Raw genomic sequence first — 13,430 nt, forward strand, 5'->3', positions numbered from 1 at the left:
GATGTATAACGAAAATCTGGCCACTAACAACCAAATTTTAAATCCTACACCAGAGGTAACTGCGATGCCTTCTCTACGAGACGCTGCGCGAACGGCGGGCGTAGCCATCGTACCAGTGAGAGCTGCAAGCCAGGAAACTACTCACAACAAAACCAACCGAGGGCTTGAGTACCGAATGGAAAAATTTAATAAATTACGCTACCTGATGGTTGCAGGACTTATTGCTGGGCTTGCCCTACATGGGTTAATCCGATATGGAGGTAGCTATAATATCGGCAGTCTCTTATTCGGCGAAAAAGCGGTAGCTCAAACAGTTCCATCGAAGTATTCAAATTTGAACACTTCGATAAATAAGACAAAACAAACCAAACAGCCACAGCCCGTTGCAACTAAATATGTCAATGGCGCACCTACTCCCGATTGGAGCAGTATCACGTTTAGAAACATGAAATTTGGCGGTGCTGGCAGCGTCGAATTTCCTAATATCAAAAACCCTGGTATGAAGGAAACACGCACCTGGAGTGCTGGGCAAAGCCTTGCTGAAGTTATGGAACTGGGTGATTTTGAAGCAACTGAGTTCAATATTGAAGATTTCACGCTTGAAGATATCGCCGACATCACGGGCATTCAACTCAAAAATGTCAAACTGTCAGATTTTGAAACACTCGATTGGCAAACACTCGAAGACCTCGCCGAAGCAATTCCTAATTTAGAAGATTCAGAAGTCGGAGCCATTCCACCAATTCAAGAACTAGTAACCAAAGTTACAGGTAGCACCGCAAGCTACCAAACTGTTGGTGAAGTGCTGGACAATTATCCCCAACTGGGAGAAGTGGAACTGAGTGAGTATGTCAAACTTGATAAATATAAACTAACCAGTATTCCTGGTATTGAGGATGCACAGCTAAAAGACTTTACTAACTGGCAAAATACAACAATTAACAAGATTCCGGGATTAGCTGATGTACCGTTCGATCGGTTCCCCAGCGTTCCCATCCCCGATGTTAGCTTTATCGGCAAAGTAGACTTACCCCTCGGTTCGCTTGAAAGCGGACGCTGGAAGTCAATAAGCGGTAGTTACCAAGCTGGGTTTAATGTCCCGTGCGAGAAAACGTGTGGTCACATCGAAGTTTCGGGTAGCGATATTGTGACTGGCGCACAATGGATGTCCGGTAAAGACCAAAAAGTTAAAGGCGGATTCGGCATCTTGGGCAGTCTCAACGGTGGAAAAGAACCCACAGGTCGTCACCCCTTTGGGAAATCATTTAAACAAGTCATCTGGGATATTAACGAGGCGGACGGCAGTATAACCACCGCAATGTTCTTCCGTATTTGCAAGCGGGGGTGGGTTGACTTGGGTTGCTCGCCATACTTCATTGGCCCAGTTCCCTTCTTCACCTACCGCGAGATAGACCCAATTATCCTTGGTACGCCCCTCACCGTACCTAAAAATTAACAAGTAAAAAGGCAATCATAGAAGAATTTATCCTCTCTAATTTTTGACTTGAAGAGGACACACTAGACAACCAATGAAGAAATATGCAACTTCACTTCACCGCATATTTCTTCGATTTCCTCATGCAATTAACACAGATTAATATGAATAATTATCTGTTTGCAACGGCTAAAACTAAGACAGTTAGAGAAGTAAAAGCAAACAATAAAAATAGCAATACTGACTTTAGTAAGTATACAGATAAGCTCATGTCACCTCAAGGTTTGGCACTGGCTGGGGGAATTGGCTTATTGTTGCTTTTACAGCTTTTTAGTAATGGTAAAAAAGGCAAGCTTGCTACTAGCTATTGGGGTGGAGCAAAGGAAACCGCCCAAGCTAAGAAAAAAGCTCTCAAGCAAATCGTCGCTCCTAAGTGCGATAGTGCCAGTTTATATATTGGAGTACACAAATACAATGGTCAAAAATTACCCCAGGGGAGTGGGGGAGTTCCAGTTTATATACCCGATGTTCAACGGGGAACTGCTGTAATTGGCGCACCTGGTAGTGGTAAATCATTCTCGGCTATCAACCCGATGATTTACTCAGCAATTGACCAAGGGTTTGGTATAGTACTATACGATTTCAAGTATGCCAGTCAAGCCAAAATCGCCAGTTATGCCAAATCCAAGGGGTATGACGTACATATCTTTGCACCAGGATTTCCTGAATCAGAGGTATGTAACCCAATCGATTTTTTACGCGACAGTAGCGATGCTGAAACCGCAAGGCAGTTAGCTACGGTAATTAACAAAAACTTCCGCCTGTTAGGTAATGCGTCTGAGGATGCCTTCTTTGGCCCCGCCGGCGACCAGTTGACGCAGGCTATTTTAATGCTAACTAAAGAGTTTGGCGACCACGCTGATATTATGACGGCTGCGGCAATACTTTCTAGCGAGAAGATGGTCGAACGCTTGATGGCAGCCGAACTAAACCCCTGGATTAGGATAGCTTTTGGTCAATTATTTAGCTCGGCTGGCTCAGAGAAAACTGTAGCGGGTATTGCTGGTAGTGCTTCATTGATGTTCACCCGGTTCATGGCAAGGGGTACATTGGGATGCTTTGTCGGTAAAACAACCTTGCCCTTGGAGGTAAAACGCAAACAGATGATTATCTTCGGGTTAGACCGCGAACGCCGCGATGCTGTCAGCCCGCTGATGACCAGTATTCTTCACATGGTAGTTTCCCGTAGTATTGCCAAAAAACGTAAGGAAGACGGCCCATTAGTAGTGTGTCTTGACGAGTTGCCAAGTATCTTCCTTCCAGATTTATTTAGATGGCTTAACGAATCTCGTTCCGAAGGATTCTGCGGTATCCTGGGTTGGCAAAATATGGGTCAGCTTGAAAAGATTTATGGTAAAGAAATCTCTAAAGCTATCCTTGGTGCGTGCGGTACAAAATTTGTTTTTAATCCTGGCGAAGAAGAATCAGCACGATTATTTTCTGCATATTTAGGTGAAGAGGAAATTAAATATAAACAAAAATCTCGCTCAACGGGAGGGGGTAAATCCAGTACATCTATCAGCGAACAAGAACGGACTCGCAAGCTATTCGAGCCAGCCCAATTTCTCAAATTACCACCTGGTAAATGTCTATTTATCAACCCAGCTTATAGTAATAAAAATGAGGGTTCAGTACCACTATTAAAAAACATCAAAATCCCCAAACAGATCATTGGATTAGAACAAGAAAATGACGCTAACTGGGATAAACTCATCAAAGAGCTTGCTAGGAAAAGTACCCAGAAAAAACCGACACAGGAAGATTTAGATTTACGAGTCAAAGAAGTCGCTCGGAAGTTTCCTATCCCACAAGCACCAGTACAAGCAGGCAATGCACCGTTACCTGTTGATGCGTACAAGAGCTTTTTCTAAAAACTTTAAGTTTAATGACCAACTGGTTTTTATAAAGCACAGTCAGACTGTTTGAATTTATAGATTATTTTCACCACATTTAATATATGTTTGACACCAGACACACTCAAATTAACGAATCATATTTAGGTACAGCCGATACTGCAATTCAAACAAGTCGAGAATTAAGTAAAAGCCTCATCAATGTACTTACTAAGATAACTAAAGTAATTCTCGAAAAACTCAAAGAAGCTCAAGAAGCAAGTAAAATTGCAGTTAAAGTTGGCAAAGATATCTACAATCTTGTACCTGATGAATCTACCCCTGGTGCGTATAAATGGGAAAAGGTAGATTTAACCAGTCAAAGTATAAAAAGCAATCAAGAAACTAATATTGTGTTAATGCCCGATTTATTAGTAGAAGGTCAATACACAATAGAAACTGAACCTTTTACTAACTATCAAGCACAAACAATTGCTGCAAGATTAGTAGAAGATGTACCCAATTTCAATAGTGATTATCAGCAAACAAGTGATAATACTCTAAAAATTACAGCTTATCTAGAGTCAGATGGTTCAGCAAAACAAATCGTTATCTACGAACAAAATAGCGAAGGTAAATGTACAACTAATCTCGTCACTGGAATACTTACTCCAGATGAAATAATAGATGTAGCAAGTGAACCACTAGTTAAGTTACTACCTCCATCTGCTGACATTATTAACAATCATAAAGATACAAAAGACTTATTATTTGATAACGGCAACCCAGATGTAACAAAAGTAACTGCATCCTTAGATAAATTATCAGTAATATTGAACGAAGATAATCAACCATTAAATTCTGAAATTGTAACTACACCAGTTAACTTGGATTACGAAGAAGAGGAAGCTGCGGTAGGTTTTATAAATGATATCGACATTAGTAATCCACCCGACTTTGACTCCCCACCAGATGTTAATTATTATCAGTCTCCTGTAGTCAAAAACTATCCTGAATCAGTAGAGCAGACACTCAACGAACAATCTGAAACTAAGATTCAAGCAGTCGAATCAAATACTTCACAACAGTTACCACAAGATGAAAACAGCGAAAACAGTTCGTCTATAAATCAAGAAATTAACTTATCTGTTGAAATAGAGGTAGATGACAGGTTTGGAGATGATGTGGTCAATAATCTTCAAGAAGAAATCGCACAGTCCGAAGAAACTATTCAAATTCGACCGATAGTTACTAGTAACCATCAATCTCAAAATCAAGCTGGAGAGGAGGTAAATGAAAATGTAAATCCCAATCAGTTTTTTGCACAAGAGCCAGAGGAGCAAACGACTAATAATCGAAAAAAATATGCACCTAAGTTTACGTATCAAGATGTAGAGCCAGCAGCACAACAGTGGGCGCGTCAGGTTGAAGTACCTATTTATCAAATTAATAATAAACAAGCGCGGGAAGAACGTTACAACGGGGAAAATAAAGATATTGCTGAAACTGCGATCGCAATGTTAAAAAAATACGGCACTCTTGAACAAGATGGGTCACGTATTTACCGTAGCGATACATTTGTGATTCGCCAAGAGGAAGACACTGTTAGCATTCACCGCCGCAGTGATGAACTATTTGGGTGGGAGAACTCTTTGATGGATTTTAAACTCAACAAAAAAGAGGAACCTAAAATCACGAAAAAGCCTACAGAGATGTTACCTGTTGAACGTCAGGAGTTTCTCATTGCGGCAGAATACTTAGGCGACAATGGCAAGCTACCTGACCTCAATAATGCCGATATCCGTGATGTAGCAAACAGCTTGGGGAGTCTTGCACCTGCCGGCACGATCAAAACGCTGGAAGTATTTAAACAAAATGAGATGTTGCACACCCTGAATAATGTCCTCATCCAGGCTGATAAGGAAGAACTTATAGTAGGTGAATTTACTATCAAGCGATCGCGCAACCCCGAAAAAAATCGAGCCAGCTTGCAATTATTTAAAACTACCGAAGAAAAAGGTACTCAGGAACTTGTCCGGTTTGATCTAACTAAAACCGAAGCTGGCATTACCAAAGAAGTCAGCAAGATGAACATCTCTGAGTACGACATCAACCAAATTAAGTTTATTGCCCAAAACGCCAGCAAACTCAACCTGGAACAAATTTTTGGTAATGAACAATCTACTCCCACCGCCGCATCTGCACCCAAAGAACGAGTAATACAAGCAGTTAGCGATCTGCCTGTCACAGTTCACCCTTACATCGCCAAGGAATGGGCAAATATGGTCAAGCATGGTGGCCCTGGCTGGGGAGGGGCAATGAATCAAGGCAATGAAGAAATTCTTCAACGGATAAATGAGAACAACGGCAAGTTACCAATTGCCGACCAGAGAGAGATGTACTTCAAGATTATGACCCATAAGGCAACTGAGGCACAAAAGCAAGGAGAAACAGTCGTCGATTTTGTTCCGCTTAAAGATATTATGAATGACTTACAAGTATGGCGAGGAGAAGAAATTCGGCAGCAATATACCCCTACTGAACACATACCCTCCCCTCAAAAGCAAACTGTCGCTGCTGCACCTAAAACCAAGTCAAGAGAAGTTGAACTATAAATTACCCGTCACCAAGTTTGCAAAGTTGCATTGGCAATATAAAAACTTGGGTTTAGAAGTTACGCAAATTTACATCAGTTGTAAATTTCAACTCAACAAGCTTTTCATTTATTTTAATGATTAGTTTATTGTTTTAAATAACACTATATAAGGGAAAATTACTACGCAAAGCTCACGCAGATACTCAATGTAGTATTTCAAGCGAAAAATCAAAAAGTGAGCTTAACATCTGAATTAAAAAATAGAAATTCACCTATAAGGGCATGGTTTGACTCTAGACTAAACCAGACAGTTATTAAAATGATTACTAGCCATAATCAACTATTAGAAAATCAAGAAATTATCAGAGCAGTTGATGGTGTAGATTTTCCATTGGTAGGAAATGCGATCGCCAAAGCACTTGCTAAATATTTAGGAAGCATCTATGAAGATAAAACATGGTTTACTAATTGCCTTGCTCAGGTTGGAGCCAAAGCCCTAAAAATAGAATATGCTTTTGATTACTGCATTACAAATTCAACTTCCCTTGAAGAAGAAGCTCTAAAGTGTATGCTGCTGGGTGCATTAGAAAATTATGCGCGTAGCCGTAACGTTCATGAAATTATTCAACCTTTTCTACAAGGAGAAAAAACCCTTCAACTTGAACCAGAATACTTCAAAAAATGGCTTCCTAGTATTCAAGATACATCTCAAATTATCGGTATTTTACCCCGTACTTGGCAAACTGTAGCTAATCAAGTGAATGGAAATATCACCTGCAATGCTTCGTACCCTTTAAGTGAATATCTTGGAGGTGCTGATTGCCAGATAATCGCTGGAAATACTCTTATTGATGTACGAACAACTGCCAAGAAGCGTCCCTTCTCTCTACAAAATTTTTACCAACAAATTAGTTATGTTCTGCTTGATAGCAATGACACCTATCGTATCAATCAACTAGTCTGGTTTTACAGCCGCCAACAATCAGTATTCTTCTATCCCACAAACAAAATATTCCGCAACTTGCGAGCAACAAGGGAAGAATTTAAGAAAATGATTCTTGATAATTATAAAATAAATAAACTAGCAGAACACAATAGGTGTTTATATCTTCCCCAAGAAGGATAAGAATATGATTCAAGATTTTCAACTTAACCCTAGTTTCAATATTTACTTTGAGGGCATGGAGTATCACGCTAAGATCCACTTTGATGATGCTTTTGAAACTGAAGCAGAAGAAATTGCAGCAAGTGATATTAGCACTCTTGCTGCTAAAGTCTCTAACCGTTGGCGGCAGTATCTTCTAAGTATTGCAAATAAATATAAGCAGTAATCGAACAATTAGCCCTCTCCAAGCAGAGGGTTAACTTAACAAATAAAATTCAAAATTTGCTTGTTTAAATACTATGAAAGTAGGTTTCTATCCAGTACTAGGTAAGAGCGATTTTGTCAGAAGCAAGGGTGAAAAAATCCCGATTTGGCAGTTGCTTGAGTATCAGCCTGCGGGCTGGCTATACTCACTCGCTACAAAAGCAGAAATTGTTCCAGATAGTCTGATTATTCATGACTGTGGGTCGTTTAACTACCGCGACCAAGATATTCCTACTCTCAACGGTAAATATGTTGATGCCCACTGGTCTATTCATAGATATCGAGAACGTTCAAAAGTTGGCGATATTATTGTTTGTCCTGACCATTTACTTGTAGGGGAAAATATTAGAGAACGGCAAGAATATAACCTTCAACAAGCAAAAACATTTATCCAACTTGCTAAAACTTATCTTCCCAATAGAATCCCCCTAGCAGTCATCCACGGGCAGTCTCTTAGTGAACGCCTCGAAGTAGCAAAATATCTTCTGGGGCTGGGATACCGCCATCTCGGTATCGGTGGCCTTGTTCCCCAGGCGAGGGAGTATTCAACTAACTTGCACATTATCAAAACAATCACTGAGGTTGTGCGTTCACGAAGTGACTCGGAACGAGTATCGCCGTTCGCGAAGCGTGTCCGACAGGACAAGGCGGGCGTTTCGCGATCGCACAGCGACTCCGCAGGAGTATCGCACGAGCCAAATGTTCATCTACACGTTTTTGGACTATGTTCGCCTCAGTATGCCAAAGCTTTTACTCAGATGGGATTATCCTTTGATGGTTCAACTTTTATCCGAGAAGGACTAGGCGGTGGGATGTTCGTCAGCCACGAGGAAAAATTAATTCGGATGCCAGCTTACTGCACGCCAAAGTGCAACTGTCATGTTTGCAGGGTTCTCAACCGACATAGGATTGACCCTCGGCTAACAAACAAAGGACGGACGCATACTATGGGAAGAATCGTCCACAACCTCAATCTGGCGATCGGCACTTACAGAAAGTTCACTCCCAAGGAAAAAATCTACCTGGTTGCTGGATGTGGCAAGCAGCTTCCCTACTCTGCTGCCGCCAAAGACTTATATTGTTCGCAGCACTTTCAAGCTGGCCGTCGCTACGTAGAAGAAAAAGAATCAAGATGGTATATCCTGTCACCTTTACATCAAGTTCTTAACCCAGAAACAATCATCAAGCCCTACGATAAATCCCCCTATTCCTTATCTCATCAGGAACGTATACTATGGGCGCAACAAGTAGCAGAAAACCTCATACAAGTTGCATCTTTGGAAATAGAGTTTGTGTTCTTGACGGGCAAGCTTTACAGACAGGAGGTAACACCCATTTTACAAGCGAAGGGATACGAGATAAAAGTACCTATGCAGCACCTAGCGATTGGACAGCAACTTGCTTGGATAAAGAAGGAACTGGAGCAAGAAAAACAGCTTGTTTTAAATATTTAACCCAGCAGTAATAACACCAAAATGATTTATGGAGACTACAAAGCGAGTAATTAATATAAGTGGAAAATTCGGTAGTTGGACTGTATTAGAAAAACAAGGAAAGCAAGTATTGTGTAAGTGTGATTGTGGAATTCAAAAACTTGTCTATAGTCACACTCTCACCAATGGTCGCTCAACTAACTGCGGTTGTAAGAAAAGAAAAGAATCTATCCCAGTTGGTGCAAATTTTGGGAGACTAACAGTAATATCTGATGTAGAAGTTAAGGGGAAAAGGGGTGAACTACTCCTCCTTACCTTATGCAGATGCGGAATCCAAAAATATGTTAGTAAAAATAGCTTAAAAAGAGGTCTTACGCAAAGTTGCGGCTGTTTGCAACGCGACAGCCTCAAGACCGATAAAACTATCCACGGTCACTGCAAAAGCCACGAGTATAACTCCTGGTTACACATCAAGCGTATCTGCTATAACAAGAACCACCATCAGTACAAATATCATGGCGGGTGTGGAATTGAAGTTGATGCATCCTGGCGTGATAATTTTACCCAATTTCTAAAAGATATGGGATTAGCACCCGAAGGAACAGTTATATCTCGTATTGATCAAGAGAGTGATTTTGCCCCCGAAAATTGTTTATGGATACCCAGAAAAGAACATTATCGTCAAATACATTTATTAAGAAGAAGAGAATTCTTTATTTCTCCAACTTTACCTAAACCAGTTGTTACCAATAGTGAGATTAATGTTTCACCAAACATTGTTCGAGCAATCATTAAAGAGCATGCAAATGGTGAAGCCAACATGAATAAACTTGCTACACAATATAAAATCAGCACTCAAGACGCAATAAATATTATCCTTCACCACGTTTAACTATCAATTTATTTTTAATAAAAGTGCGCCATCAATTAAAAAGGCGCACTTTTTATTTTACAACAAGCATTTAGTTTTAAAAAGTACATCAAATTGATAGTAGATTAATTACCACAATTGTTACACACATCAGCAAGGTAGACATTGATTATGAGTGATTCAGGAAATAATCACTAATATCTAAAGTGTTGTACCTGAGTATAAAGTTTACTGCAATGAATAATATTTGCAATTTGAAACTACGTATCCATACAAATACGAAATCATTGTTCAGTAGAAAAAGTAACTAAACTTTCTACCACAGACGAAGCTATCAATTAGCTGAACAAGCAAAGCCTCAAGTCAAAATTATAAAACTTGCACATGATAATACACAACGGCTCTTATATCTGGTTTCATGCAGGACAAACTGCTAGATGGGGAACTATAAATGCGATTAAAGCATTGCCATACCTAATGATTGCATACCAAATCGACGGACAGTGGTACAGTGACCCCGATTTTTTACCACCCAAAAATCTAGAAGTAAAACCAACAATCCCTATAAGTTCAGCAATTATTCACATACCAAAAACAACAGTTGAACTACAACCAATTGTTCAATTATGTGCGGGATTTAGGAACAAAAAAATTCATAGTCTTTGGGTGGTTAATGCTCCAGAGCAGGTATTGAAACATATCTTAGAGTGCAAGCAATGGGACAATATATCACCCAAGCAACTATTAGAAACTCTGTATGAATTAATTCTTTATGGCTACGAAGTCAAAATACTTCCCGCCAAAAAGGAAACCATATCCCCAATCGAATGGATGGAATAGTAATGACTAATAGCAACCAACAACTCACACTTTACTATCCTTGTGTAGTCCAAATTCTAGATCAGTTTGTACAGACAATATCAGTTGAGTTTTGGATACAGAATCCAATAAACGACAAATGGAATTTGGTAGTCTTGAAAGATGGTGATAGCAGCAGCATGTCGGGTTATACATATGCGACAGCACCACGTAAAATGGCATACATTAATGAAGAATATCTATCAATAGAAGCCTTTTTGCAAGCCAAAAAAGAAGAAGGTGTAGACTATCCCATTCGACATAAAAGAACTTATCTGACAGTTAAGGGTGCTGCATCTCACAAACTATTCTGGACATGGACAAATCCTCAGACCAATAAAATTGAACGCATCCATTGGCATCCTTTAGCTATAAAAGCAAAGGCAAGTGAAGATGACCAAACTGACTATTCAAATATAACTCCAGTCAAGATTGTAAATGGAAAATTAATTACACTTGAAAAGGAGAATTTACCATCAAATAGAGCAGCTTTTTCGGAGTTTCTTGCAGACAGGGAAGAAAACCTCCGCCTTGCACTTGAAGCCCTAAAATCACCCAATCCTGATGCCGCCCTTGAACTGCTAGCCATCATGGAAGAAATATCCAAAGACTGCTTCTATGCCAGTTGGATTATGGGCAATGGATACAATTTAGCATCAATTCTTAAATCATGGGATGGCACTAGCAACGTCAACTACGGCGGTGGGGAAATCACACAGCAACAGTTAGCACTAATGCGCGTTCTTTCTGAACTATCCCAAGGTTGGTGGTTTTGGGATGAAGATCAGGACACTGGGGTAATTTTCCAAAGTTAAACTTACAGGGGAATCGCCTGATTATTTGGGCTGGGAGTATTGCGATCGCTGTAAAAAATTTATTGGTGGGTTAAACTTACAATTCCATATCGCTGTTCCGAATCGGAAAAAACTGATATTGCTTTTGTTGTGCAGCAGCTATTTCTGACGGAGTATTAAATACAGTAGCCTTTGTACCAAGTTGGAGTTCTTGGTATAAAGGCACACCATCACCATCATTATCGCTGAGAAGAATCCTGGTCATGATATGAACAGGGGCAACTTGCGCGAGGCGATTCACTACATTAGCAACAAACTCGTTAGATGCATCGCAGCCATCAAGATATCTAATCAACATATCAGCAGTAGCCTCACTCATTTTGGCTGGGTCTTTTACCCCCGCTTCCACAATAAAGTCATCATAAATAGCTTTCTCACTATCAGTAAAATTTTCCTTGCAAGCTTGCTGGATGATGAATTCAGCCTGCTGTTGTTGATTTAAAATTGTCATAGTGGTTTTTAGATATTGTTAAAGGAGTAACAAATATGACACATTATGTTTGCGATTTATATGGCAATACAAACTGGAATCTTCCAATAGAAGAAGTTGCCGCTAGAACATTCAATACAGAACAAGAAGCAGAACAATGGTTCAAAAATAAGTGTTCTGGTAACAATATTGAATTTAGTGGCTTCCATGACACTGAACGCTACGTCACCAACTGGGTTTCCTGCAACGGTAAAGAAGTTGGTGAAATCACTAAACGCCCTAGTTCCAATGAATTCTAATTAGGAATTCAGAAAATTGTTTGTACCAGACAATTTTCTCCATCAAATTTAACTCCATATTAAATGACACTCATAGACGGACAATTAATACGAGAACACGTAAAGCAAGAATGTCAAAAATACAAATCTATTTTTCAAGCATCTCAAAAAGAAGTAGCAATCATCAGATTTGAGGCTTCAGAAAATGCCAGCAACGGACTAAGAGCTAGATACGAAGCAGCCAGAATATCAGCAGAACAAAAAGTAGCAACATTCAACGCTATTGGCATTACTCCCAATTATATTGCGCTGTCAGCCAATATTGCAGTAGAGCAATTTGACAACATTATCCAATCCATTAATGAAAATAGCAAGGTGACTGCTGCTATTGTTCAATACCCAATTCCAGCTAAGTTTACAAGTTCAATTCAGCTATTAGAACCACAAAAAGATATAGATATCGTCCGCAGACAAAGTAACAATTTCTTTGAAAGTTGTGCTACTGCTGAAGGAATCGCCAGAATTGTTGAATCCTACGCACAAAGGGATTCCAATGTTGCAGTTGTCGGCGGAGGTGGTTTTGTAGGTAATGGTGTCATCAAATATTTAGAAGCCAGTAGAATCAGCTGTTTCTGTTTGGAAGACGGTGATGACTTGAGTAGAACTCAAGCAGCTGACATTGTGGTATCAGTCACCGGAAGACAAGGAATTTTCACTCCTTATGTACTCCCGTCTCATCGCTTGATTGTCGATGGTGGCTTTACACCTACTGCTTCTGGTGCTGCTGGGGATGTAGATCGCAGTGCTTATACCGTTTCACTTTAAGTTTGATACAAGTAAGTCGCAGGGGGGCAGGGGGCAGAGAGCAGAGGGAAAGAATTAAAAACCATTAATTTGTATCAATATTTTCGTGAATTGGTATTACAGCATCCCCCAGAACATTACGCCCGTCCCTGGAGGTGTTGGCCCGATAGAAATGGCAATTTTAGCAGAACGTTTGGTAAAAATGGATTTGGGCGTAGAACTTGGGAAATGGAACTACCAGCAATTACAGCAAGAACAAATGCAACGCGCTACTATAATTGCCCCCATAGCTAGAGTGTTCTTCGCACAGCAAGCAACTGCCTATCCTCAATCCATTCGCACAGAGAGAGAAAACCTATTTGTCTTGGAAGGCAGTAACTACCAGATCCGCTTCAATAGCACCACGCAAAGTTTGATTGTTGCCAGAACCAATGAAAAGCTAACGTTAATTCGGCTATCTCTTGCAAGTAATCAAATTGAAACCGCTAGAGGTATAACAAACGAGGATGTAACAAGATGGCAACAAATTCAAGCTGCGATCGATTCAACAACAACGCAATCAAATGATAGAGGTATGGAGCTTTGAAATTATCAATCATCACTGCAACAT

At 40.1% G+C, this 13,430-nt stretch carries 13 protein-coding genes; 12 read left to right on the forward strand and 1 reads right to left on the reverse strand.

Annotated elements, in window-relative coordinates; all coding sequences use genetic code 11:
* The first annotated feature begins 1 nt into the window (after position 1).
* The 9 genes from ACN222_RS28985 (at position 2) to ACN222_RS29025 (ending at position 11,269) form a co-directional block, all read left to right on the forward strand.
* Positions 2-1,456, forward strand: coding sequence for a hypothetical protein (locus ACN222_RS28985; protein WP_044520225.1), 1,455 nt, complete (start codon positions 2-4; stop codon positions 1,454-1,456).
* 143 nt (positions 1,457-1,599) lie between these two features.
* Positions 1,600-3,366 (forward strand): type IV secretory system conjugative DNA transfer family protein, encoded by a 1,767-nt coding sequence (locus ACN222_RS28990; RefSeq protein ID WP_044520269.1) that lies wholly within the window; start codon positions 1,600-1,602, stop codon positions 3,364-3,366.
* Positions 3,367-3,452: 86 nt separating this feature from the next.
* Positions 3,453-5,942, forward strand: a complete 2,490-nt coding sequence (locus tag ACN222_RS28995) for a hypothetical protein (RefSeq protein ID WP_010993868.1) — start codon at positions 3,453-3,455, stop codon at positions 5,940-5,942.
* A gap of 300 nt (positions 5,943-6,242) precedes the next feature.
* Positions 6,243-7,049 carry a hypothetical protein gene (locus ACN222_RS29000; protein WP_049942275.1) on the forward strand — a complete coding sequence of 269 codons (807 nt, stop codon included), beginning with the start codon at positions 6,243-6,245 and terminating at the stop codon, positions 7,047-7,049.
* Between the two features lie 4 nt (positions 7,050-7,053).
* The gene (locus tag ACN222_RS29005) at positions 7,054-7,254 is read left to right on the forward strand and encodes a hypothetical protein (protein WP_010993870.1); all 201 of its coding nucleotides are present in this window, start codon (positions 7,054-7,056) and stop codon (positions 7,252-7,254) included.
* A 73-nt stretch (positions 7,255-7,327) separates the two neighbouring features.
* A complete protein-coding gene (locus ACN222_RS29010; RefSeq protein ID WP_010993871.1) occupies positions 7,328-8,746 on the forward strand; it encodes a DUF6884 domain-containing protein in 1,419 nt (472 codons plus the stop codon).
* 28 nt (positions 8,747-8,774) lie between these two features.
* Entirely contained in the window at positions 8,775-9,617 is an 843-nt protein-coding gene (locus ACN222_RS29015) for a hypothetical protein (protein WP_010993872.1), read from the forward strand.
* Positions 9,618-9,980: 363 nt separating this feature from the next.
* Positions 9,981-10,436 carry a hypothetical protein gene (locus ACN222_RS29020; RefSeq protein ID WP_010993873.1) on the forward strand — a complete coding sequence of 152 codons (456 nt, stop codon included), beginning with the start codon at positions 9,981-9,983 and terminating at the stop codon, positions 10,434-10,436.
* 158 nt (positions 10,437-10,594) lie between these two features.
* Positions 10,595-11,269, forward strand: coding sequence for a hypothetical protein (locus tag ACN222_RS29025; protein WP_231865448.1), 675 nt, complete (start codon positions 10,595-10,597; stop codon positions 11,267-11,269).
* A gap of 76 nt (positions 11,270-11,345) precedes the next feature.
* Here ACN222_RS29025 and ACN222_RS29030 read toward each other — a convergent pair whose 3' ends face one another.
* A complete protein-coding gene (locus ACN222_RS29030) occupies positions 11,346-11,759 on the reverse strand; it encodes a hypothetical protein (RefSeq protein ID WP_010993875.1) in 414 nt (137 codons plus the stop codon).
* A 35-nt stretch (positions 11,760-11,794) separates the two neighbouring features.
* Between ACN222_RS29030 and ACN222_RS29035 the strand changes: the two genes are divergently transcribed.
* The 3 genes from ACN222_RS29035 to ACN222_RS29045 all read left to right on the forward strand — a co-directional run bounded on the left by ACN222_RS29035 (position 11,795) and on the right by ACN222_RS29045 (position 13,406).
* Positions 11,795-12,037 carry a hypothetical protein gene (locus ACN222_RS29035; protein ID WP_010993876.1) on the forward strand — a complete coding sequence of 81 codons (243 nt, stop codon included), beginning with the start codon at positions 11,795-11,797 and terminating at the stop codon, positions 12,035-12,037.
* A 63-nt stretch (positions 12,038-12,100) separates the two neighbouring features.
* Complete coding sequence (locus ACN222_RS29040; protein ID WP_010993877.1) at positions 12,101-12,841, forward strand: bifunctional 5,10-methylenetetrahydrofolate dehydrogenase/5,10-methenyltetrahydrofolate cyclohydrolase; 741 nt, start codon at positions 12,101-12,103, stop codon at positions 12,839-12,841.
* 85 nt (positions 12,842-12,926) lie between these two features.
* Complete coding sequence (locus tag ACN222_RS29045; protein WP_010993878.1) at positions 12,927-13,406, forward strand: hypothetical protein; 480 nt, start codon at positions 12,927-12,929, stop codon at positions 13,404-13,406.
* Positions 13,407-13,430: the final 24 nt, after the last annotated feature.

The sequence above is a fragment of the Anabaena sp. FACHB-595 genome, from assembly GCF_048568275.1.
Classification (GTDB): Bacteria; Cyanobacteriota; Cyanobacteriia; order Cyanobacteriales; family Nostocaceae; genus Trichormus.